18 protein-coding genes, 1 tRNA gene and 1 riboswitch are annotated in these 23,778 nt (G+C 60.8%); of the genes, 9 read left to right on the top strand and 10 right to left on the bottom strand.

What is annotated here, in order from left to right:
- The first annotated feature begins 64 nt into the window (after nt 1-64).
- From ribF to ACZYUB_RS12670, 6 genes are all read left to right on the top strand, one after another.
- Nucleotides 65-1,009 carry a bifunctional riboflavin kinase/FAD synthetase gene (gene ribF, locus ACZYUB_RS12695; protein ID WP_463948405.1) on the top strand — a complete coding sequence of 315 codons (945 nt, stop codon included), beginning with the start codon at nt 65-67 and terminating at the stop codon, nt 1,007-1,009.
- 15 nt (nt 1,010-1,024) lie between these two features.
- Nucleotides 1,025-3,853: an isoleucine--tRNA ligase gene (gene ileS, locus ACZYUB_RS12690; RefSeq protein ID WP_463948404.1), complete on the top strand. Its 2,829-nt coding sequence runs from the start codon at nt 1,025-1,027 to the stop codon at nt 3,851-3,853.
- On the top strand, nt 3,853-4,365 hold the full coding sequence (lspA, locus tag ACZYUB_RS12685) for a signal peptidase II (RefSeq protein ID WP_463948451.1): 513 nt from the start codon (nt 3,853-3,855) through the stop codon (nt 4,363-4,365). The genes ileS and lspA overlap by 1 nt, the downstream gene beginning before the upstream one ends.
- A 1-nt stretch (nt 4,366) precedes the next feature.
- Nucleotides 4,367-5,302 carry a 4-hydroxy-3-methylbut-2-enyl diphosphate reductase gene (gene ispH / locus ACZYUB_RS12680; protein ID WP_463948402.1) on the top strand — a complete coding sequence of 312 codons (936 nt, stop codon included), beginning with the start codon at nt 4,367-4,369 and terminating at the stop codon, nt 5,300-5,302.
- 178 nt (nt 5,303-5,480) lie between these two features.
- A complete protein-coding gene (locus ACZYUB_RS12675) occupies nt 5,481-6,251 on the top strand; it encodes a BPSS1780 family membrane protein (RefSeq protein ID WP_463948400.1) in 771 nt (256 codons plus the stop codon).
- A gap of 239 nt (nt 6,252-6,490) precedes the next feature.
- The gene (locus ACZYUB_RS12670; protein ID WP_463948398.1) at nt 6,491-7,003 is read left to right on the top strand and encodes a hypothetical protein; all 513 of its coding nucleotides are present in this window, start codon (nt 6,491-6,493) and stop codon (nt 7,001-7,003) included.
- 100 nt (nt 7,004-7,103) lie between these two features.
- Here the strand turns inward: ACZYUB_RS12670 and ACZYUB_RS12665 are convergent, their stop codons facing one another.
- Genes ACZYUB_RS12665 through pepA form a run of 3 tightly spaced genes read right to left on the bottom strand, consistent with a single transcriptional unit; the run spans nt 7,104 to nt 11,993 of the window.
- The gene (locus ACZYUB_RS12665; protein ID WP_463948396.1) at nt 7,104-9,962 is read right to left on the bottom strand and encodes a valine--tRNA ligase; all 2,859 of its coding nucleotides are present in this window, start codon (nt 9,960-9,962) and stop codon (nt 7,104-7,106) included.
- Between the two features lie 2 nt (nt 9,963-9,964).
- The gene (locus ACZYUB_RS12660) at nt 9,965-10,441 is read right to left on the bottom strand and encodes a DNA polymerase III subunit chi (RefSeq protein WP_463948394.1); all 477 of its coding nucleotides are present in this window, start codon (nt 10,439-10,441) and stop codon (nt 9,965-9,967) included.
- Nucleotides 10,442-10,490: 49 nt separating this feature from the next.
- The gene (gene pepA, locus ACZYUB_RS12655) at nt 10,491-11,993 is read right to left on the bottom strand and encodes a leucyl aminopeptidase (protein WP_463948393.1); all 1,503 of its coding nucleotides are present in this window, start codon (nt 11,991-11,993) and stop codon (nt 10,491-10,493) included.
- Nucleotides 11,994-12,169: 176 nt separating this feature from the next.
- On the opposite strand from pepA, the gene lptF reads away from it, so the two are divergent.
- Nucleotides 12,170-13,279 carry an LPS export ABC transporter permease LptF gene (gene lptF / locus ACZYUB_RS12650; RefSeq protein WP_463948391.1) on the top strand — a complete coding sequence of 370 codons (1,110 nt, stop codon included), beginning with the start codon at nt 12,170-12,172 and terminating at the stop codon, nt 13,277-13,279.
- Entirely contained in the window at nt 13,279-14,349 is a 1,071-nt protein-coding gene (gene lptG, locus ACZYUB_RS12645) for an LPS export ABC transporter permease LptG (protein ID WP_463948389.1), read from the top strand. The genes lptF and lptG overlap by 1 nt, the downstream gene beginning before the upstream one ends.
- Before the next feature lie 89 nt (nt 14,350-14,438).
- On the opposite strand, the gene uca is transcribed toward lptG, so the two are convergent.
- The 7 genes from uca to ACZYUB_RS12610 form a co-directional block, all read right to left on the bottom strand.
- A complete protein-coding gene (gene uca, locus ACZYUB_RS12640; RefSeq protein WP_463948388.1) occupies nt 14,439-18,086 on the bottom strand; it encodes an urea carboxylase in 3,648 nt (1,215 codons plus the stop codon).
- 100 nt (nt 18,087-18,186) lie between these two features.
- The gene (locus ACZYUB_RS12635) at nt 18,187-18,834 is read right to left on the bottom strand and encodes an urea amidolyase associated protein UAAP2 (RefSeq protein ID WP_463948386.1); all 648 of its coding nucleotides are present in this window, start codon (nt 18,832-18,834) and stop codon (nt 18,187-18,189) included.
- A gap of 20 nt (nt 18,835-18,854) precedes the next feature.
- Complete coding sequence (locus ACZYUB_RS12630) at nt 18,855-19,577, bottom strand: urea amidolyase associated protein UAAP1 (protein WP_463948384.1); 723 nt, start codon at nt 19,575-19,577, stop codon at nt 18,855-18,857.
- Nucleotides 19,574-20,377 (bottom strand): ABC transporter ATP-binding protein, encoded by an 804-nt coding sequence (locus tag ACZYUB_RS12625; RefSeq protein WP_463948382.1) that lies wholly within the window; start codon nt 20,375-20,377, stop codon nt 19,574-19,576. The genes ACZYUB_RS12630 and ACZYUB_RS12625 overlap by 4 nt, the downstream gene beginning before the upstream one ends.
- The gene (locus ACZYUB_RS12620) at nt 20,374-21,207 is read right to left on the bottom strand and encodes an ABC transporter permease (protein WP_460883857.1); all 834 of its coding nucleotides are present in this window, start codon (nt 21,205-21,207) and stop codon (nt 20,374-20,376) included. The genes ACZYUB_RS12625 and ACZYUB_RS12620 overlap by 4 nt, the downstream gene beginning before the upstream one ends.
- A 36-nt stretch (nt 21,208-21,243) precedes the next feature.
- Entirely contained in the window at nt 21,244-22,338 is a 1,095-nt protein-coding gene (locus tag ACZYUB_RS12615) for a putative urea ABC transporter substrate-binding protein (protein WP_463948380.1), read from the bottom strand.
- A 63-nt stretch (nt 22,339-22,401) separates the two neighbouring features.
- A riboswitch (guanidine-I (ykkC/yxkD leader) is annotated at nt 22,402-22,503 on the bottom strand.
- A 406-nt stretch (nt 22,504-22,909) separates the two neighbouring features.
- Nucleotides 22,910-23,437, bottom strand: coding sequence for an RDD family protein (locus ACZYUB_RS12610; RefSeq protein ID WP_463948378.1), 528 nt, complete (start codon nt 23,435-23,437; stop codon nt 22,910-22,912).
- 194 nt (nt 23,438-23,631) lie between these two features.
- Here ACZYUB_RS12610 and ACZYUB_RS12605 point away from each other — a divergent pair.
- Nucleotides 23,632-23,717: transfer RNA gene (locus ACZYUB_RS12605), tRNA-Leu, on the top strand.
- Nucleotides 23,718-23,778: the final 61 nt, after the last annotated feature.

Here is a 23,778-nt window from a genome sequence, read left to right as displayed (position 1 = left end):
AAGCCTGGGCGCTTCGTTATATAATCCGGCGATTTCACCGGCAAGGACAGGACATCAGGCCGCTATGCAGTTGATCCGCGGTATCCACAATTTGCGTCCCGAACACCAGGGGTGTGTGCTGACCATCGGCAATTTTGATGGTGTACACCTGGGGCATCAGGCGGTGCTGCGCCAGTTGCAGGCCAAGGCGCAAGCGTTGGGATTACCCGCCTGCGTGATGTTGTTCGAACCCCAGCCCATGGAGTTGTTTGCTCGTGACGGGGCTCCGGCCCGACTGACGCGGTTGCGTGACAAGTACATGGCACTCAAGGATCTCGGGTTGACCCGCTTGCTGTGCATCCGTTTTGGCCTTGAGTTTGCCAATCTGGAGCCCGAGTTGTTCATCGAGGAGATACTCGTGCGCCGTCTGGGCGTCAAGTATCTGGTGGTGGGCGACGACTTCTGTTTTGGTCGCGGCCGCCGCGGTGATTTTGCCATGCTGCAGCAGGCCGGTGAGCGTTACGGTTTCGAGGTGGTCAGCACACACAGTTTTTGTGTGGCCGAACAACGTGTCAGCAGTACCCGGGTACGTGAGGCACTGCGCGATGACCGCCTGGCCGAGGTGCATGCCATGCTGGGTGAGCCCTATACCGTCAGTGGTCGGGTAGCGCACGGCGACAAGTTGGGGCGCACTATCGGTTTTCCGACGGCGAATGTGCACCTCAAACGCCAGGTCGCGCCGGTCAGTGGCGTGTATGCGGTAGAAGTGTTATTTTCCGGCCACACCCATTATGGCGTGGCCAATGTGGGCACCCGTCCCACGGTAAACGGCCGACGGCCACAACTTGAAGTACATATTTTCGATTTCTCGGGCGATCTCTATGGCCGGCACATCCGTGTCAGACTGTGCCACAAGCTTCGTGACGAGAAAAAGTTCGACTCTTTTGCCGCCCTGCATGCGCAGATCCGCGAGGATGCTGCCACGGCCCGCCGTTATTTCGGCCTCGCGGCAACCCCTATTGAATCATGATGGAACCCAGGACTGATGAGCGACTATAAACATACCCTGAATTTGCCGGAAACCCCGTTTCCGATGCGTGGCGATCTGGCCAAGCGTGAGCCGGAAATGCTGAAAGCGTGGTATGAGCAGGATCTGTACGGCGTGATCCGCACGGCCAAGAAGGGCAAGAAGTCTTTCATTCTTCACGATGGCCCCCCGTATGCGAATGGCAACATCCATATCGGTCACTCGGTCAACAAGATCCTCAAGGACATCATCATCAAGTCCAAGGGCATGGCGGGTTTTGATTCCCCCTATGTCCCGGGTTGGGATTGCCACGGTCTGCCTATCGAGCTGAAGGTCGAAGGGCTGGTGGGGAAGCCGGGCGAGAAGGTCTCGGCGGCCGAGTTCCGGGCCGAGTGCCGGAAGTACGCCAAGAGCCAGGTCGAAGCCCAGAAGACTGACTTCGTGCGTCTGGGGGTGTTGGGCGATTGGGAGCACCCCTATCTGACCATGGATTTCAACACTGAAGCCAACATCATCCGTTCGCTGGGTAAAATCATCCAGAATGGTCACCTGCACAAGGGTTCCAAGCCGGTGCACTGGTGTACCGATTGCGGTTCGGCGCTGGCCGAGGCGGAAGTTGAATACTACGACAAGAGCTCGCCCTCCATTGACGTCCGTTTCAAGGCGCTGAATGAAGAACAAGTGGTGGCGGCTTTTGATTGTGCCGAGGGACATCCGGGGCAAGGTCCTCTGTCCGTCGTGATCTGGACCACCACCCCCTGGACCTTGCCCGCCAACCGCGCCGTGGCACTCCATGCCGAGCTGGACTATGCGCTGGTGCAGGTGGAAGGCGAGCAGCCGGAACGTCTGATCCTGGCAGAAGCCTTGGTCAAGGATGTGATGGATCGTGCCGGGATCAACCAGTACCACAATCTGGGCTACTGTAAGGGCGCCGATCTGGAGCTGTTACGCTTCCAGCATCCCTTCTACAGCTTCGATGTGCCGGTGATCCTGGGTGAGCATGTCACCATCGACTCCGGTACTGGTGCCGTGCATACCGCGCCGGGCCACGGTCAGGAAGACTTTGTGGTCGGCCAGAAATATGGCCTGGAAGTCGCTAATCCAGTGGGTGGCAATGGTGTCTATCTGCCGGATACCGAACGCTTTGCTGGTCAGCACGTGTTCAAGGCCAACGCCTCTGTGGTTGAAGTGCTCAAGGAAACGGGCGCTCTGCTGCATCATCAGGCCATCCAGCACTCCTATCCCCATTGCTGGCGCCACAAGACCCCGATCATCTTCCGTGCTACCCCCCAGTGGTTCATCAGCATGGAGCAGGCGGGTCTGCGTCAGAAAGCACTGTCAGAAATCAAGGGTGTGAAATGGATCCCGGAGTGGGGTCAGAACCGTATCGAAGCCATGGTCGAGAACCGTCCCGACTGGTGTATCTCCCGGCAACGGACCTGGGGTGTGCCTATCGCCCTGTTCGTACACAAGGAGACCCAGGCGCTGCATCCCCGTTCCGTCGAGCTGATGGAAGAGGTGGCCAAGCGCGTTGAAGTCTCCGGTATCCAGGCCTGGTGGGATCTGCAGCCTGCCGAACTGCTCGGCGAAGAGGCCGCTCAGTACGACAAGGTGCCGGATACCCTGGACGTCTGGTTTGACTCCGGCTCCACCCACTCCTCGGTGGTGGATGTGCGCCCCGAGTTCAACGGCCATGGTGCTGACATGTATCTGGAAGGCTCGGATCAACACCGTGGCTGGTTCATGTCCTCGCTGATGATCGGTGTGGCCATGAAGCATCAGGCTCCCTATAACCAGGTACTGACCCACGGCTTCACCGTGGATGGCCAGGGCCGCAAGATGTCCAAATCGCTGGGCAACGTGGTGAGCCCGCAAGAGGTGATGAACAAGCTGGGTGCCGATATTCTGCGATTGTGGGTTGCCTCCACCGATTACACCGGTGAGATGACGGTTTCCGACGAGATCCTCAAGCGCTCGGCCGATGCCTATCGCCGGATCCGCAACACCGCCCGTTTCCTGCTGGCCAACCTCAACGGCTTCGATCCCAAGTTGCATATGGTCGCCGCTGACGAGATGGTGGTACTGGATCGCTGGGCTGTCGGCTGTGCTCTCAAGACTCAGGAAGAGATCATCCAGGCCTATGCCGATTATGACTTCCATCTGGTAACCCAGAAGCTGATGCAGTTCTGCTCGGTGGAGATGGGCTCCTTCTATCTGGATATCATCAAGGATCGCCAATACACCGCCAAGGCCGACAGTCTGGCCCGTCGCTCCTGCCAGAGCGCCCTGTATCTCATCGCGGAAGCCATGGTGCGCTGGATGGCGCCGATCATGAGCTTCACCGCCGACGAAATCTGGAAACTGTTGCCGGGTGAGCGTAGCCAGTTCGTGTTCACCGAAGAGTGGTTCGATGGCCTGTTTGGCCTCCACGACGGCGAAGCCATGGATGATGCCTACTGGGCGGATCTGCTGGCGGTACGCAGCGAAGTGAACAAGGCCCTGGAAGCGGCGCGCGCTGACAAGCGTATCGGCAGCTCCTTGCAGGCGGAAGTGACCCTGTTGGCCGAGCCGGCACTGGCCGAGAAGCTGGTGCGTCTGGGCGATGAGCTGCGGTTCGTGCTCATCACCTCACAAGCTAAGGTGGAGGCCGTGACGACCGCTCCGGCGGATGCACAGGCCACCGAGCTCAGCGGCCTGTGGTTGCAGGTTTCTGCCACCGCAGCCGCCAAATGCGAGCGTTGCTGGCACCATGTGGCTGATGTCGGCACCATCGCGGGTCATGAGGGGATCTGTGGTCGCTGTGTGACCAACGTCGAGGGTGACGGCGAAACTCGGGCCTTTGCATGATGATCGCGAGCTGGAAACAAAGTGGATTGCGCTGGTCATGGCTGGCGCTGATCGTGGTGGTGCTGGATCAGCTGGCCAAGCTGGCGATCCTCGATGGTCTGCCGTACGGCGGACCGGGGATCAATGTGCTGCCGTTTTTCAATATCGTCCATGTCTATAACACGGGCGCGGCGTTCAGTTTTCTGGCGGATCAGCCGGGTTGGCAGCGTTGGTTCTTCGCGCTGTTTGCGCTGGGGGTTTCCGCGGCCATGGCCGTGGGGTTGCGACGTCAGGCGGCGAATCAGCTCTGGTTGAACCTGGCGTTTGTACTGGTGATCGGTGGGGCCATCGGCAATCTCATCGATCGGCTGGCCTACGGTCATGTGGTCGACTTCCTGCTGTTTTACGGTTATGGCTACTTCTTTCCGGCCTTCAACTTGGCGGACTGTGCCATCACGGTCGGTGCCCTCATGATAGTGCTGGATGGTCTACGCAAGAAGCCGGCACAGTCGGACGAACAGAAGGCGAGTTAAGATGAAGATCCTGCTTGCGAACCCCCGAGGCTTCTGTGCTGGTGTCGATCGGGCGATCAGTATTGTCGAGAATGCGCTGCAGAAGTTTGGTGCTCCCATCTATGTGCGTCACGAGGTGGTGCATAACCGCTACGTGGTGGAGTCACTGCGTCAAGCCGGGGCTATCTTCGTCGAGGAGCTCTCCGAGGTTCCGGACGATCACATCGTGATCTTCTCCGCCCATGGTGTCTCCAAGGCGGTGCGCGAAGAGGCCAGACAGCGTGGACTGCGGGTATTCGATGCCACCTGTCCTCTGGTGACCAAGGTGCATATGGAGGTGCATCGCGCCAGCCGCAAGGAGCAGGAGGTGATCATGATTGGTCACGCCGGGCATCCCGAGGTGGAGGGCACCATAGGCCAATACGAGAGCCAGCAAGCGGGCATGTATCTGGTCGAGGATGCAACCGATGTGGCCGCGTTACAGGTCAAGGACGCCAGCCAGTTGCATTTTGTCACCCAGACCACCTTGAGTGTCGATGAGACCAAAGAGGTGATCGCCGCTCTGCAGAGCCAGTTCCCGGCGATCCAGGGGCCGCGCAAGGATGACATCTGCTACGCCACCCAGAATCGTCAGGATGCGGTGCGCGAGTTGGCGGCTCAGGTCGACTTGTTCATCGTGGTCGGGTCGCGCAATTCCTCCAACTCCAATCGCCTGCGCGAGCTGGCCGAGCGGCTGGGGACGCCGGCTTATCTGGTCGACGAGGCGGCGCAGCTGCAGGCCGACTGGTTCGCCGGGGTTGCTACCGTCGGCGTGACCGCCGGGGCTTCTGCGCCGGAAGTGCTGGTCCAGCAGGTGGTCTCCCGCCTGCAAGAGATCGGCGGTGGCCAGATCGAGGAGTTCAGCGGCAAGGAAGAGGATGTGATCTTTGAAGTGCCTCTCGAGCTGCGACTGGATTAATGCTCCACGCGTTTCCGGAACCCCCGCCCTGCGGGGGTTTTGTTTTTTCATGGCTCACCCCGGGCCTTTGCAGCATTTCACACATCCAGAGAATGAAAACAGGTATAAAGGTGTCGAAAGGAGCTGAGGCTCCAACCGGTAGGGAATTCACAGCAACAAGCAGGAGCACGAGAGCAGCATGGGTGAGTTTATTGCAGTAACAGAAATGGATGAAGCCATTGAGGCCACGCCGTGGCAAGAGCCTCGCCGAGTTCGGATCGGCCGTGGCTGGGGCTGGATTTATGGTGCGTTTGGCCTGTTCAATCGGGGCATGGGGGTCAGTGTCGGCATCTGTTTATTTAGCATGGTGTTGTCGATTGGCTCTGGTCTCGTTCCAGGCGGGGGCCTGTTATACCAGCTGTTCAGCATGGTGTTTGCCGCCGGTCTGATGTCTGTCGCTCACCGGGCCCACACCATGGGCTATATCTCGTTCAATGACTACTTCGAAGGCTTCCGTCAGCAGATGGGGCAACTGGTGCTCACGGCGGTGATTTATCTGGCGCTGATCCTCGGGATGGTCTTTCTGGTGGTGATCGCCGCCTTGGTGACTATTGGATTCGAGCATCTGATGGAATTGGAGGCCGTCATCGAGAGCGATCCGACGATGGCATTGCAGATACTACTATGGGTTCTGGTGGGCTTGGCCTTGCTGATCCCGTTGATGATGGCGGCCTTGTTTGCACCGGCGCTGGTGTTTTTCCATCAGGTCGCCCCCTGGGAGGCCCTGAAGTTGAGTCTGCGTGGCTGCTGGCGCAATTTTTGGCCCCTGACCTGGTGGGGCATTCTGGCAACCCTGCTGTTATTGCTGGGCACCCTGATGCTGCTGGTGGGTCTGCTGGTGGTGGTACCTGTCACTGGCTATTCCCTCTACGTCGCCTACCGCGATATCTTCCTGCACGACGAGATTTAATGGTGCTTCTGTTGCTTTCATGCCAGTCATGTAAGAAAAATGCAGGCAGGTTCCCTTTCACCAACACGCCGTGAATACATCCGTGTAGGCTCGCTGGCGGCATCCCTGCCGCCAACGGTTGGTTCAATGGGAACACTCCCTGCCTTATCTATTTAGCATTACTTTTATTGCTCCTGTCTTTTCGGGAACAAGAGCCCTAATGCGACCCCACTACCATCTGCATTGTTTCTGGAACACTTATGCCGTTTACACCGTTACATATGGGCCCGGCGCTACTGCTCAAGGCTGGTGCCGACCGACGATTCAGCCTGTTCGCCTTTGGTTGTGCCCAGATCTTGATGGATATCGAGCCGCTGCTGGGATTGATCCGCCATGCGCCAATTCTTCACGGCCGCACTCACACGCTGGCCTGGGCGTTGCCCATAGGTCTGGGCGCCGTTCTGCTGGCGCGTCTGTTGCGCGGCCTGGTGTTGCGGCGCTGGAATCGGGAGGTGAGCCATTATGGGCTACGCTGGCTCTCGGTGCCGGTTGCATGCTCCTGGGGAATGTTGTTGTGGGGCGGTCTGCTCGGCACCTACAGCCATCTGCTGTTGGATGGGCTGATGCATGGCGATATCCAGCCGTTGTGGCCGCTCTATGCGGGCAACCCGTTTTATGGCTGGGTGAGCATCTCCAGGCTGGAGGCCTTCTGCCTGTGGTCGGGAGGCTTGGGAGCTCTGCTGTGGTTGGTGCGGTGCTGGTGTCGGCGTTGAGCATTTCTGGAGCGGGATGAGCTGTTTCGGTTCCGGCATACAACAAGACCCCGGCTTTGGGCCGGGGTCTTGGTCTTTGCGGGGCAGAAAATCGGGCTGATTACAGCGCCTGGATGGTTTCCTGCTGCTCCTTGAGCTTGGTCAGCTGCAGCTGATAGTCGGCCAGCTTCTCGCGCTCCTTGGCCAGGACCGCTTCCGGCGCCTTGGCGACAAAGCCTTCGTTGCCGAGCTTGCCTTCGATGCGGCCGCACTCCTGGGTCAACTTGGCGACTTCCTTCTCCAGACGCGCCAGTTCGGCCTCCTTGTCAATCAGGCCCGCCATGGGGATCAAGAGCTCGGTGGCACCGATCAGCTTGGTGACCGAGACCGGAGCCGCATCGCCGGCTGCCAGCACGGTAATGGATTCCAGCTTGGCCAGGGACTTCAAGGTGGCCTCGTTGGCGGCGGCGCGGCCGGCATCCACCGCATCCGCCTTGAGCAGGACTGTGAGCGGTACGCTCGGAGCGACCTTCATCTCGGCACGGATATTCCGGATGCTGATGATAAATTGCTTCACCCACTCCTGATCCGCCAGCACGGCTTCGTCGACCTTGGCCGCATCGAACGCCGGATAGGCTTGCAGCATCAGGGTATCGCCTTCGTTGAAACCGACGCCAGCCAGCGGGGCCACGTTCTTCCAGATCTCCTCGCTGATAAAGGGCATCAGCGGATGAGCCAGACGCAGCAGGGTTTCCAGTACCGTCACCAGGGTGTGGCGGGTTGCTTGCTGCTGGGCTGGAGTACCGTGCCAGAGTACCGGCTTGGTCAGCTCCAGATACCAGTCGCAGAACTGGTTCCAGATAAACTCATACAGCACACCGGCGACCTGATCGAAGCGATAGGTGTCCATGGCATGGCGCACGTCGCGGATGGTCAGCTGCAGTTGGGACTGGATCCAGCGATCCGCCAGGCTGTAATCCGCCGCGGCTGCCGGGCTGCAATTTTGATCTTCGGTGTTCATCAGCACATAGCGGCTGGCGTTCCACAGCTTGTTGCAGAAGTTGCGATAGCCGTCGAGGCGCTTCATGTCCCAGTTGATGTCGCGGCCGGTCGAGGCCAGCGCCGCCAGGGTGAAACGCAGGGCGTCGGTGCCGTGGGCTTCGATCCCTTCCGGGAACTGTTTCTCGGTGCGCTTGCCAATCTTCTCGGCCAGCTGGGGCTGCATCATGTTGCCGGTGCGCTTCTCCAGCAGTTCGGGCAGGCTGATGCCGTCGATCATATCCAGCGGATCCAGCACGTTGCCCTTGGACTTGGACATCTTCTGCCCCTCTTCGTCCCGGATCAGGCCGGTGACGTAGACGGTCTTGAAGGGCACCTGCGGCGAGCCATCTTCGTGCTTCATGAAGTGCATGGTCATCATGATCATGCGCGCCACCCAGAAGAAGATGATGTCAAAGCCGGTGACCAGCACATCGGTGGGGTGGAAGGTGCGCAGATCCGGGGTCTGCTCCGGCCAACCCAGGGTGGAGAAGGTCCACAGCGCCGAGCTGAACCAGGTATCCAGCACGTCGTCGTCCTGACGCAGTTTCACATCGGCGCCCAGGCCATACTTGCTGCGCACTTCGGCCTCGTCGCGGGCGACATAGACCTTGCCGGACTCGTCATACCAGGCCGGGATGCGGTGACCCCACCACAGCTGACGGGAAACGCACCAGTCCTGAATGTCACGCATCCAGGAGAAGTACATGTTCTCGTACTGCTTGGGCACGAACTGGATGCGACCATCTTCCACCGCCTCGATGGCGGGCTTGGCCAGCACACCGGCACGCACATACCACTGGTCGGTGAGCATGGGCTCGATGGGCACGCCACCGCGATCGCCGTAAGGCTGTTGCAGCACGTGATCCTTGGTCTCTGCCAGCAGCCCCAGCTCGTCCAGCTTGGCCAGAATGGCCTTACGGGCGGCATAGCGCTCCAGCCCGGCAAATTCGGCGGGCAGTTCGGCCGGGTAGGCAGTGCTCGGGTGGCCACTGGAGTCATAGACTTCGGCCAGCGCACGGACATGGGCATCCAGAGTGAAGATGTTGATCATCGGCAGGGCGTGACGCTTGCCCACTTCGTTATCGTTGAAGTCGTGGGCCGGGGTGATCTTCACACAACCGGTGCCCTTCTCCATGTCGGCGTGTTCGTCGCCGACGATCGGAATGCGACGGTTCACCAACGGCAGCTCGATAAACTTGCCGATCAGATTCTTGTAGCGCGGATCTTCCGGATTCACGGCGACGGCGGTATCACCGAGCATGGTTTCCGGACGGGTGGTGGCGACCACCAGGAAGTGCTCGCCATCGCGGGTCTGCTCGCCATCGGCCAGCGGGTAGCGCAGCATCCACATGGAGCTTTTGACTTCGCGGTTTTCCACTTCCAGATCGGAGATGGCGGTGTGCAGCTTGGGATCCCAGTTCACCAGGCGCTTACCACGGTACATCAGATCTTCGTCATACAGACGGACAAACACTTCCTGCACAGCGCGGGAGAGGCCCGGATCCATGGTGAAGCGCTCGCGATCCCAATCCACCGAGGTGCCGAGGCGACGCATCTGACGGGTGATGGTGCCGCCGGACTCTTCCTTCCACTGCCAAATCTTGTCGATGAAGGCATCACGGCCATAGTCGTGACGGGTCTTGCCCTCTTCGGCGGCGATCTTGCGCTCGACCACCATCTGGGTGGCGATCCCGGCGTGGTCAGTACCGGCTTGCCACAGGGTGTTTTTGCCCAGCATGCGCTGATAGCGGATCAGGGCATCCATGATGGTCTGCTGGAAGGCGTGACCCATGTGCAGGCTGCCGGTGACATTCGGCGGCGGGATCATGATGCAGTAGCCATCCTGGCTGGTATCGCCGTGGGGCTTGAAGTAGCCCTGGGATTCCCAGTGCTGATAAAGCGCCTGTTCGATGGCGCTGGGGTTGAAGGTCTTTTCCATGGTTAGTCGGTCTCGGGTCTGTCAATCGCCTGGACTTGGGCTGCGTTGGGCGCAGGCTGGGTCTGTAGCGTGAAGCCAGCGGCGCGATACTGCTTGTAGCGTTCGCGAGCCAGCTGCTTGAGGGTGTCGTCCGTGGGGACAAAATCTATCACTTCGGCGAAGCGTCCTGCAAATGCCGGTGCCTGACTGCCCAGATTAATCAGCAGTTGGCGGTTGCGGCGCGGCAGGCCGGTGCCAATTTCTACCGGTGCCTGATGGGCGGTGGGTTCTTCGGAGAGACTGTGGGGGACAAAGCTGTCCGGATCCTGTTGCCAGAGCATTTCATCCAGCTGCCAGGCCTGCTGCTGGGTTTCGACACACACAAACAGGCTCTGGCCGCGCCGGTAACGGTCGGTGGCCAACTGGCAGACCAGGGTGAAGAGCTCATCCTCGGTCGGCTGGTCGGTGTCGGGTAACAGGTAGAAGGTGGCTGCTTTCATCACATATCAAGGGGATGGCTCCATCCCCTTGTCTCCTTGGCTGGACGGATTACTCGTCCTGGTCAACACCGGCACGGCTCAACAGGAACTGGGTCAGCAACGGCACTGGACGTCCGGTGGCGCCCTTGTCCTTGCCGGACTTCCAGGCGGTGCCTGCGATGTCCAGATGGGCCCAGTTGTATTTCTTGGTGAAGCGCGACAGGAATGCCGCGGCCGTGATGGCACCGGCAGGACGACCGCCGATGTTGGCCATATCGGCAAACGGGCTTTCCAGCTGCTCCTGATACTCATCCCACAGCGGCAGACGCCAGGTCTTGTCGCCGGAGAGCTCGGCGGCACCCAGCAGCTCGTGGGCCAGCGGATTGTGGTTCGCCAGCAAGCCAGTGGTCTGATGGCCCAGCGCCACGATGCATGCCCCGGTCAGGGTGGCGATATCGATGACGCATTCCGGCTCGAAGCGATCCACATAGGTCAGGGCATCGCACAGCACCAGACGGCCTTCGGCATCGGTATTGAGCACTTCGATGGTCTGGCCGGACATGGAGGTGAGAATATCGCCGGGGCGATAGGCCTTCCCATCGGGCATGTTCTCGGCACCGGCTAGCACACCGATGACGTTGATCGGCAGTTGCAGATCGGCCAGCGCATGCATGGTCCCCAGCACGGAGGCGGCACCACCCATGTCGTACTTCATCTCGTCCATGCCATCGGCCGGTTTGATGGAAATACCGCCGGAGTCGAAGGTCAGGCCCTTGCCGATGAGCACAATCGGCTTGGCATCCGGATGGCCCTTGTACTCCATGATCGACATCATGGCTTCATTCTCGGAGCCCCGGGCCACGGCTAGGTAGGAGTTCATCCCCAGCTCGGCCATCTGCTGCTCGCCAATTACCTTGGTGGTGATATTCGGGCAGGCATCGGCCAGACGGCGGGCCTGGGACGCCAGATAGGCAGGCGTGCAGACGTTCGGCGGCATGTTGCCGACATCCCGGCACACCTTGACGCCCTTGGCCACGGCCAGACCGTGCACGATCGCCCGTTCACCGATTGGCAACTCGCGGCGGGTCGGTACATTGAAGACCAGTTTGCGCAAAGGACGGCGCAGCTCAGCCTTGTTGGTCTTGAATTGATCGAAGCTGTAGAGACCGGCCTGGGTGGTCTCGATGGCCTGACGCACCTTCCAGTAGGTGTCGCGACCCTTGACGTGCAGCTCGGTGAGGAAGCAGACCGCTTCCATGGAGCCGGTTTCGTTCAGGGTGCTGATGGTCTTCTGCATGATCTGTTTGAACTGGCGTTCATCCAGTTCACGCTCCTTGCCACAGCCGACCAGCAAGACGCGCTCGGAGAGCACGCCCGGTACTTGATGCAGCAACAGCATCTGGCCGGGCTTACCCTCCAGATCGCCGCGGCGCAACAGGGCGCTCAGATAGCCATCGCTGATGCGATCCAGCTGCTCGGCGACACTGGAGAGACGACGGGGTTCAAACACGCCGACGACGATGCAGGCACTGCGCTGCTTCTCGGGGCTGCCGCTTTTTACGCTGAACTCCATGGAGACTCCTTGGTCCTAAAGACAAAGTGCGAGGTTTATTCGATAATATGGCATCGAGTCGTGGCCCCGGTGGCCAATAAACGACCGGGTTTACCAGGTAAAATATGCCAAAATGGAATTTTCAGGCCTATTTTTTAGCGATTCGCTCGAAATTACAAGTTTTCCCAGAGGCTAGCGTGATCCTGTCCCGTTACATCTTTAGAGAAACCGTCAAAACCCAGGTCGCCGTACTCGGGATTTTGTTGATGATTTTCCTCAGCCAAAGCTTTATCCGCATCCTGAGTCGCGCCGCCCGTGGCGCGCTTCCGACTCAATTGGTGACGGAAGTCCTGGCGTTGAATATTCCGAGCATGGCGCTGCTGATGCTGCCCCTGAGCTTGTTTATCGCCATCTTGTTTGCTCACGGCCGTTTATATGCCGAAAGCGAGATGACGGTGATGCGCGCGGTGGGCATGACGCCGACCAGTACCATGGCGGTGACCCAGCTGCTGGCGGTGATCACCATGGGGGTGGCAGCGCTGAATACCATGTGGATCAGCCCCTGGGCCGAGGAGCAACAATATTTGCTGCTGGATAAGGTCAAGGCGGATCCCGGGCTGTTTGCCCTGGATAGTGGTCGTTTCATGAATCTGGATAACGGCAAGGTGGTCGCCTATATCGATCGCCTCGAAGGCGAGGGGGTCAAAGAGCTCAGCCGCATCTACATTTTGCAGCAGGGCGATGCCAAGCAGGCGCCCACCGTGGTGGTCTCGGATACCGGCAATATCCAGCGCGATGGCAATGGCTTGCAGTGGCTGACGCTGAACGATGGTAAACGCTACGAAGGGCCCACCGCCAAGGGGGAGTTCAAGATCTCCGAATTTGCCGAATATCGCAGCTGGATCCAGGATCGGGAAGATGTGGCAGCCAGCAATCGCAAGCTCTCGGCCATGCCGATGCAGGAGCTGCTGGCCAGCGACAACCCGAAAGCCATCGCCGAGTGGCAGTGGCGGGTCGCTCTGCCATTGTCGATCCCCATTCTGACGCTGATCGTGGTGCCCATGGCGGTGGTCAATCCACGTCAGGGGCGCTACGCCAAGTTGCTGCCAGCGATTGTGCTCTATCTGAGCTACTTCCTGCTGTTGTCGGCAGGCAAGGCGGCGCTGGAGCGCGGCTCTCTGCCGTCGTTCCCCGGGCTGTATAGCGTGCCGCTGTTGTTTGTATTGCTGTTTGCCCTGCCGCTGAATCTGGTGGATACCCGCTGGTTCAACCGTCTGCGGTTGGGTATCAAGGGAGGCAAGGCCTGATGTTTGGCATTCTCGATCGTTATGTGGGCCGCAGCGTGCTGATGTCCATCCTGCTGTGTACCCTGGTGCTGGTCGGGCTTTCGGCGCTGATCAAATATGTGGAGCAGATGAAGAGCGTCGGCTCCGGCGGTTACGATGCCATTACCGCCGGTTGGTATGTGCTCTATTCCATTCCCAAGGAGCTGGTGCTGTTTTTCCCCATCGGTGCCCTGCTCGGTGGGGTGATAGGGCTCGGCCAACTGGCCTCCAGCTCCGAGCTGGTGGTGCTGCAATCGGTAGGGCGCTCCCGTTTCAATATCGTCATGGCGGTGCTGAAAACCGTGCTGCCGGTGATGATCCTCATCATGCTGGTGGGCGAGTATCTGGCCCCCATCACCGAGCGCCGCGCCGATGACCTCAAGAGCATGGCGGTCTCCGGTGGCCAGATGACGGTCTCCTCGGCCGGGGTCTGGATCCGCGAGCAACAGGACTTTATCAACATCGCCGCTGTGCTGCGCGATGGCACCCTGCAGGGCATTACCCGCTATCGTTTCGGCACCGGCCCCGACTTGCTGGAAACCGCCCAGGCCGAGCGCGGACACTATCAGGATGGACAATGGCAGATGGAGCAGGTGCATCGCACCTTCTTCACCGACAAACAGAAGGTCGGCAGTGAAATGGTGGCGGCCGAATCCTGGCAGATGGGTCTGACCCCGGACAAGCTGGAAGTGGTGGCCATAGCTCCCGATGAACTCTCGGCTTCGGGTCTCTATGACTACATTCGCTATATGGAACAGAGCGGGCAGAAGGTGGAGCGCTACCAGCTGGAGCTCTGGCGCAAGGCGCTGGCCCCGCTGGCGGTGATCGCCATGATGCTGCTGGCCGCCAGTACCGTGTTTGGCCCGTTGCGCTCGGTGCCGATGGGCGCGCGAATCATCACCGGGGTGATCTTGGGCTTCGCTTTTTATGTCGCTAATCAGGTGTTTGGCCCCATGAGCCTGGTCTACGACGTGCCCCCGGCACTCGGCGCCTCGGCTCCCAGCCTGCTGTTTATGGGCGTCGCCTTCTACCTGCTCAAACGCCGCAGCTAGCTAGTTACAATCAGGCTGATCCTCCGACCGCTCTCTCTCACCCCCCCCTTTGCAGGGGGAGGGCTTGTTCCCCTTGTTGTTTAGACCTGCTACTCCACTTCCAGGACCAGCAGGCATTGGCCGGCTTTGACTTGCTGGCCGGGTTCACGCTGGATACTGACTATGGTGCCGGCTTCGAGGGCCTGGACGGCGATCTCCATCTTCATCGATTCGATGATCAGCAGGGTGTCACCGGCCTGCACCCGATCGCCGGGCGCAACGGCCAGCTGCCAGATGCTGCCGGAGACCGGACTCTCGACCGCCCGTTGCCGGGCGCTCAGCACCAGCTCCTCGCCGGTTTCCGCAATCGCCTCGCCATCACTGATAAAGTGCGCCTGACCACTGTCGATCCAGCGTTGGCGCTCGGCTTCGAAGGCCTGTTGCTGGCGCTGTTTGGCGGCGGTGATGGCCTCGGCATTGGCATCCAGTTGGGCCTGATACTCGGCCAGCGAGAACTCGGTCTCCTCGATGGTGAGCGGGTAGCGGCCGCGGGGAAACTCGGCGCGGATGCGCACCAGCTCCTCGGCGCTGACCTCGTAGAAGCGGATCTGGTCGAAGAAGCGCAACAGCCAGGGCTGGCTGAATTCGGTGGTCTGCCGATAGCGATTCCACATCTGCAGGGTGCGGCCGACAAACTGGTAGCCGCCCGGCCCCTCCATGCCGTAGACACACAGATAGGCACCACCGATCCCCACCGCATTCTCCGGGGTCCAGGTGCGGGCCGGATTGTACTTGGTGGTGACCAGGCGATGGCGCGGATCCAGCGGCGTCGCCACCGGCGCCCCCAGATAGACATCGCCTAAGCCCATCACCAGATAGCTGGCGCTAAATAGGATCTCCTTGACCTGATCCACCGACTCCAAGCCATTGATGCGGCGGATAAACTCGATATTCGACGGGCACCAGGGGGCATCCTTGCGCACCAGCTCGTCATATTTGCGGATCGCCAGACGGGTGGCCTCATCATCCCAGGAGAGCGGCAGATGGACGATGCGGGCGGGGACCCGCAGATCGTCGCTCCGGGTCAGCTCGCGCTCGGCCCGCTCCAAGTGCGCCAGCAAGCTGTGGCGTGGCAGATGCAGGTTGTCGTAGTGGATCTGCAACGAGCGGATGCCGGGGGTGAGCTCCAGCACGCCCGGCAGGGCGGCGCGCTCCAGCCAGAGCATCAGGGCGTGAGCGCGAAAGCGCAGGCGGATATCCAGCACCTGGGGGCCATACTCCACCAGCAGGTAATCATCGCCACTGGGGCGATAGACCACCTGTTCACCGTACTCTTCCCGGGGTAGGGTCTTGATGATCGGGGTATCGAGGGGGGCGGGGTTGAGTTGCGGCTCTTCCGCGGGCTCAAGAGTGACCAGCGCGGCGAGTTGGGCGCGCTCCAGCGCTTCGGCATCGTCCAGGGTGACGGGAATAAAGCGCACCCGATCACCGGCCTTGAGCTGACCCATTTTCCACAGATCGGCCTTGATCAGGGTCACAGGACAGACAAAACCGCCTAGGCTCGGGCCATCCGGGCCCAGCAGGACCGGCATATCGCCGGTAAAATCCAGGGTGCCGATGGCATAGGCGTTATCGTGCAAGTTGGAGGGGTGCAGACCGGCTTCACCGCCATCGGTGCGGGCCCACTGCGGCTTGGGACCTATCAGGCGTACGCCGGTGCGACTGGAGTTGTAATGCACCTCGTAGGCGCTACTGAACAGGGTCGTGATATCGGCGTCGGTGAAAAAATCCGGGGCGCCATGGGGGCCGTACATGACTCGCAGCTGCCACTCCTGACCCAGCGTGGGCTGTAGCGCGGTGGGCAGCTGAGCTGGCAGATCCGGGGCTGATGCACCGTCGATCGCGGCATCGGGCTCAGCGTGCAGATGCAGCACATCGCCACTTTGCAGGGCGCGTCCGGCATGGCCGCCAAACTGGCCGAGGGTAAAGGTGCTGCGGCTGCCCAGATAGGCCGGGCAGTCGAAGCCACCGGCCACCAGCAGATAACTGCGGGCACCATGCCCCTGCACCTTGCCCAGATGCAGCAGGCTGCCAGCCGGGATCGTCAGCCGTTGCCAGAACGGCAGGCTGCGGCTCTCGCCTGAGGCGCTGACCAGTCGCACGTCCAGCTCGGCACCGGCCAGCACGATTTGCCGCTCGCAGTTAAAGCGCAGGCTGGGGCCGCTCAGGGTGATCTCCATGCCACAGGCATCGGGTGAATTGCCCAGCAGCCGGTTGCCGAGGCGAAACGACCAGTTATCCATGGGACCGGAAGGTGGCACGCCGATATGCCAGTAGCCGATGCGGCCGGGGACATCCTGCAGTGTGGTCTGGGTGCCACCACTGAGCACATCCAGGGTCTGGGGTTGCCAGATAAAATCATTCAGCGACCGGGTGAGGACCGAGCCGCTTTGCACCAGCGGGCTGGCCAGCAGGGCTTGCAGCCAGTGCCGATTGGTTTCGATGCCATAGACTTCGCTGTCGCCCAGCAGCCCCTGTAACTGCTGCAGGGCCTGGGCTCGATCGTCGCCATGGCTGATGAGTTTGGCCAGCATGGGGTCGAAGAAGGCCGGAACTTCCACCCCGGATTCGATCCAGCTGTCGATGCGCAAGCGGCGACGATCCACGACCGGGAAGGCGGCATGGCTGAGCAGACCGGCGCAGGGGCGGAACTGCTGGGCTGGATCCTCGGCATAGAGCCGCACCTGGATGGCATGGCCTCTGGGCCGCAAGGTCTGCGCCAGTTCGGCCAGCGGTGGCAGGGTTCCAGCCCCCAGCTCGATCATCCAGCGCACCAGATCCAGGCCAAAGACCTGCTCGGTGACGCCATGCTCGACCTGGAGTCGGGTGTTGACCTCGAGAAAGTAGAACTGCTGGGTGTTAGCATCTAGCACATATTCCACGGTGCCGGCACTGCGGTAACCGATGCTGCGCCCCAGTGCCACGGCGGTTTCCCGTAGCGCCTGCCGTACCTTATCACTCAGATGGGGGGCCGGACACTCCTCGATCACCTTCTGGTTGCGGCGCTGGGCGGAGCAATCCCGCTCGCCGATGGCGATCACCTCGCCCTGGCCATCACCGAACAGTTGCACTTCGATGTGACGGGCGTCGGCGATGAACTTCTCGACAAACAGACCTCCATTGCTGAAGTTGTTCTCCGACAGGCGCTTGACCGAGGCGTAGGCGGCTTCCAGCTCGGCGGCATTGAAGCAGCGCTGCATGCCGATGCCGCCGCCCCCGGCCGTGCTTTTAAGCATCACCGGATAGCCGATGTGCTCGGCTTCGGCCAGCGCCTGGTGCACATCGGCCAGCAGGCCGGAGCCCGGCAGCAGCGGCACCCGGGCTGCCTCGGCCAGAGCACGGGCCTGATGCTTGAGACCAAAGGCGGTCATCTGCTCGGGCGTCGGCCCCAGAAACACCAGGCCCTGGACCTCGCAGCGGCGGGCAAACTCGGGGTTTTCGCTCAAAAAGCCATAACCGGGGTGTATGGCTTGCGCGCCACAGCGGTGGGCGATGCGCAGCAGTTGCTCCTGATCCAGATAGGTCTGGCTGGCCGGACCCGGGCCCAGGCTATAGGCCTCGTCGGCGGTGCTGACATGCAGGCTGTCGACATCGGCGTCGCTGTAGACGGCGACGGCACCCACCCCCATGGCTTGCAGGGTTCGAATGATGCGACAGGCAATGGCACCGCGGTTGGCGATCAATACTTTGGCAAACATGGGATCAGACTCCACTCGGGCGGGTCGTCCCGCCTTCCTTGTTGCAAGCCCTCATTGGGTCGTCCCGGGGCTGATAGGGTTCGGAAATGCGCGGTGCTGGCTAGGCTGCCGGATCCCAGATGATCATCTCGACCGGCGTCGGGTTGTAGGCGTTGCAGGGATTATTCAACTGCGGGCAGTTGGACAGCAGGACTATGACATCCATGGCGGCCACCAGCTCCACATATTTACCCGGCGCGCTGATGCCATCGGCAAAGCTCAGACCGCCCTCGGGCGTTACCGGTACATTCATGAAAAAATTGATGTTATGGGTGATATCGCGCTTGGAGAGTCCCCACTGCGGATTCTCGCTGACGGCCAGCAACCAGCTATCCCGACAGGCGTGCATATGCTGCTTGTCGAGGTCATATCGCACCTGGTTACTCTCGGTGGCGCAGGCGCCGCCCAGGGTATCGTGCCGACCGCAGGTATCGGCGCTGATGGTCAGCAGCAGATTGCCGCGGTTGGAGAGCAGACGGCTGCCAGTGGTGAGGTAGACGTTACCCTGCTCGCGGATAGTATCCATGGCGCTGTAACGCTCGGCCGGATCCCGGGCATTGAAGAACAGGGTATCGGCGGCCTGGTTGCCTTCCAGATCCAGAATACGCAGCGTCTGTCCGGCCTTGAGCTCCTGCAGCCAGTAATCGCCTGCCGGAACCGTCTGGCGCACCAGGGCCTGTTCAGGCAGCAATGGACTTGTGGTCAGCATGGTAGTCACTCCTTACTTCATTAATGGTGTGGGCAGCAGAGATAACGGGCGTTGTTGGCAAAGCCACGTCCATTCTCCGGCCGGGAGTTGAGGCAGGGATCGTCTGCCGCCACCGGGTCCGCTTCCAGCAGGGCATAGCGCACCGGCTTGCGCGGGTATTCCGCCACCGGGTTCATGGGATGGGGACAGGTGTGCATCACCACCAGGGTATCCATCTCGAAGCGCAGTGTGATGCTGGCGCCTGCGGGTGAGTGATCGCTGACAAACTGCAAATCGCCGCCGTCGCTGACCGCGACCTTGCTGAACAGGTTCAGATTGGCCGCCAGATCCCGCTCGCCCAGGCCATATTTGGCCACTTCGACCAGAAAACTGTCATAGCCGTTCTGCAGCCACAGGTTGCGGTCGCGCTGATAGTCGCGTGACCCCCAGCGGGCACTCACTTTGGCTTTATTGCTGGTGCCACCGACGGTGTCGATCCAGCCGGTGCTGTCCTCGACGATCGAGCAGAAGATATGGCCCATATCCGAATAGAGGCAGTGGCCCCGGGTCAGCTTGAAGGTGTGCTGGCACTTCAAGGTATCGGGGGCGTTGTAACGCTCCAGCAGATTCTTCGGGTTGTAAAACAGCAGTCCCAGATTGGCGCCGCCCTCTTCATCGGTCAGGCGCAACAGGGTGCCCTTGGGGATTATCAGCGACCAGTGGCTGCCCCCGGGTAACCGGCCTTCATACATCAATTCGCTCATGCTAACTCCTGATAAGACATAGACGGCGACGGGCGGCTGGTGACCTGCTGTACCGCGTCGGGCAGAGGGCCGCCCTTGTCGAGGGGGATGTCGTAGGTAATGTGGGCGCCGTAGCGGTTCGGCTGCTGGGGATCGTGCCGCACCTTGTCGAACACCCAGAGTCGGCTGCCCAGGGCAAAGCCCTCGCGCAGGTCGTGGGTGATCATGAAGATGGTCAAGCCCTGCTGTTGCCACAGCTCGTGGATCAGCTGGTGCATGTCGCCGCGAATGCCCGGATCCAGGGCACCGAACGGCTCGTCCAGCAGCAGGATCCTCGGCTGCTTCATCAGCGCTTGGGCAATCGCCAGCCGTTGCTGCATGCCGCCGGAGAGCTCGGCCGGATAACGGTTCAGAGACTGGGCGAGGCCGACCCGCTCCAGCATGGCGGCGGCTCGATCCCGCGCCAGCTGCTTGCGAGTGCCGAACAGACGGCCGAGCAGTGGGCTGGCGGCGAACTCGTCAGCCAGCATCACATTCTGCAGCGCAGTCAGGTGCGGAAACACCGAGTAACGCTGGAAGACGATGCCGCGCTGCTCGTCGGGCTCGTTGCCGATGGGCGTGCCATCCAGCAGCAGTTCACCGCGGCTGGCGGTTTCGGTGCCCAACAGCAGCTTCAAAAAGGTGGTTTTACCGCAGCCGGAGGCGCCGACTATGGTGACAAACTCGCCGCTATTGACGGTGACATTCACGCGCTCCAGCACGCAGTTGTCGCCATACTCCTTCCACAGATTCTTGGCTTGTAATAACGGGGTCTGGCTCATGTCGCTGCTCCTTCGCCACCACGGCCGTAATACCAGGGGAAGGCCCGGCGTGCCGCCTGCTTGAGTAGCCAGTCCATGCTGAAGGCCAGCAGGGTGATCCAGGCGACGTAAGGCAGGATCACCGCCATATCCAGATAGCGGCGCACCAGGAAGATGCGGTAGCCCAGCCCCGCGGTGGCGGCGATGGCTTCGGCGGCGATGAGGAATAACCAGGCACTGCCCAGGGTCAGCCGCACCGCCTCGATGAGGCGCGGCAGCACCTGGGGCAGCATCACCCGCAGCATGATCTGCCAGCTGCTGCCGCCCAGGGTCTGGGCCTTGACCAGCTGTTCGGCGGGCAGGCTCAGGGTCTTGAGTTGCAGATCGCGGATCAGCATGGGGGTAATGCCGATCACGATCAGCATCACCTTGGCCAGATCGCCGAGGCCGAAACTGATAAACAGGATCGGCAAGATCGCCATCGGCGGGATCAACGACAGCGCCGTGACCAGCGGTGACAGTGGGGCGCGCAGCAGCGGAATGGCTCCGGTGCCGAGCCCCAGCACCAGCGCCAGCAGCGCAGAGCTGCCGACGCCAATCAGCAGCAGCCGCAGGCTGGTCAGGGTGTCGGTGAGTAACAGGATTTCGCCACTGCGCTTGCTGGGCTCGAACGCCAGCCGCTGAATGGCCTCGACGATACTGCCCAGTCCCGGCAACAGCTTGTCCTGCGGGTTGATCTCCAGCCGCGCCTGGGAGCTGAGCAGATAACAGAGCAGCAGCAACGCAAAGGGCAGCAGGGCCAACAGCAGCCGGCTGGTACGCGCCGGCTGGCGATTAATGAGTCGGGTCATGGGACTATACTCCGCTGACGAGTCAGCCTTCGGGGATCAGAGCTTGCCGTCGGCCGCCAGCTGCATAAAGCTCGGGTCGAAGCGCAGCTTGACGTTCTGGCTGTCGCCATAGATGCCGCTGGGGGTTTCAATCCCCACCAGCTGGGCATTCGGCGCGCTGTCACCCAGCAGACCGTGGGCGAACGAGAACTCCGCCACCTGCTGCATGGTGCTCTTGAGCTGAGAGCTGTTGGTGAAGCTCAGTGCATCCTTGGCCTGATAGAACATGCGGGTGGCCGCGAGCTGGGCTTCATAGCCGACCAGATCGGTGCCCGAGGCCTTGGCCATATGGCTGCGTGCGGCCTTGGCGCGCTCATCGGCACCGGACATCAGGGCCATGGTTTCGTACCAGGCGCCGGTCAGCGCCTTACCCAGTTCCGGGTGGGCTTTGAGGGTGGCGCTGTTGACCACCATCAGATCGATGATCTCCCCAGGGATGAAGCTGGAGTCGAACACCTTGTGGCTGCCCGGGGTCTTGACGATCTCGCTCAGCAGCGGATTCCAGGTCACGGCGGCGGTGACATCCGGGGTGGCGTAGGCGGAGACAATATCGGCATCCGAGGTGTTGACGACTGTGACATCCTTCTCGGAGAGGCCCTGGGTTTCCAGTGCACGGGCCAGCAGGTAGTGGGAGACGCTCAGCTCCACCAGATTGACCTTCTGCCCCTTCAGATCGCCCAGGGTACTGCGTCCCTTGAGCACGATACCGTCGTTGCCATTGGAGAAGTCGCCGACGATCAGCGCCGTGGAGTCAACGCCACCGGCCGCCGGTATGGTCAGGGCATCCATATTGGTCATCACGCAGCCATCGAAGCCACCGGCCGTGTACTGATTAATAGACTCGACATAGTCATTGATCTGCACCACCTCGATGTCGATGTGATACTTATCCGCCCACTTTTTGATGATGCCGCTCTGGGCGGCATAGTCCCAGGGCATCCAGCCGGCGTAGATGGTCCAGGCGACCTTGAACTTGGGTTTGTCTTCGGCATGAGCCAGGCCGCCGGTGAGCAGCAGCGGGATCAACAGCAGGGCCACGGACAGGCGCGACAGCAGACGGCGGAGCAGGGTGATGGTGACGGTATGGTTCATGGGTTCCCTCCCTGGGAGCACATTGGTTAAAAGCAACTGAGATCAGGAGCCATATGGCCTTGCTTCTCCCGGGCTTTTATCCCGCCGTGTAACCCTCAAGAGGAAGGTCGACCACTCTCGGACCAGACACCGGTTAAACCGGTCGGAACCCTAGTCGTCTATTGCAGATTGTGGCTCTGGCCTTGATCTGGAGACCCCGGATCGTCAGATGCAGCGTGTATCTGAGCTTAAGTAAAGCAGAGAGTGTGCCAGCTTGTGTACAAGATGTTCAGCCGGTGATGACGGGCCTTCCCTGGGTTCGGAGCGAATGGCGAGCGGCAGGGATGGGCAAAAAGCGGAGGAAATAGCCAAGCTGGCGCCCCAGAATGGGGAGTAACGGCCCGGAATCCATGTTGAGCCGAGCGAGCCGGGAGTATTCCCGTTCCGTCAACCGTTGGCGGCAGGGATGCCGTCATCGAGCCCCCAGGGACGGGTTTATGGCGTGTTGGCGAAAGGGAATTTCCCGGCATTGCTGGTAATGACCGGTATGACACTGCCCGGGCTCTGCTGTGCCCGGGCAGTCCGATGCAGGTTATTGCATATCTTCCGGATCGAGCAGGATCACTTCGCAATCCCCCCAGTGATCCTGAAAGGCCAGCTGATTGATATCGAAGATCACCAGCAGGTTGCCCAGACCAAAGGCACTGCTGAACATCCGTACCAGCGCCTGACCCACCTTGAGGTGGGAGCCGTCGGTGTTCTGCACTCGCAGGCGCAGCACCCGCATGCCCGGGGTCTGGCCGCGCTTGCACCAGAACCACAGATAGAAGCCGCACACCACGCAGGTCAGAAACAGGATATAGAGGGTGTTGTGCGCCAGCCATTGCTGGACATCCGGGTGTTCGCCCAGCTCCAGACGGCCCATGGCTTCCAGCACCAGCGCCAGACCGTAGCCGAGGAAAGCGGCGGCGCCCAGCAGAATGCCGACCAGCGGCAGATCGAGCGCCCAGGCGCCCAGACGACGAAACAGCCCGGCGCGGGGGTGGGTCGGAATAATCACTTTTTGGGTCGGTTCGGCATCATTCGCCGCCGGACGGAGACTTGGTTTCTTTTTCGACATAGGGTACTGCTTTAGTTATGGGTGATTCAGGGCTGCCTAGTCTACCTCAAGCCGGGGTTCCTGTTGCAGTGACCGCATCGACGATTTAATCATCAACCGATTGAGATAATGGAAAAAACCATTTGCGCTGCCGATGGGGATTTGTATAATCCCTCCCGCACAACAGACCGAGACCGCAAGGTAACGGCGTGCACGCCCAGGTGGCGAAATCGGTAGACGCAGCGGATTCAAAATCCGCCGGTGAATAACCGTGTCGGTTCGAGTCCGACCCTGGGCACCAAATTCAGACAAAAGGCCACTCTTCGGAGTGGCCTTTTGCTTTTGGTGTTTTGCGACATTGG

It is taken from the genome of Pseudaeromonas sp. HNCC25DJ182 (genome assembly GCF_055413365.1).
Note: the sequence above shows the minus strand (reverse complement) of the source record. Positions and strands in the feature narration are given on the sequence as shown.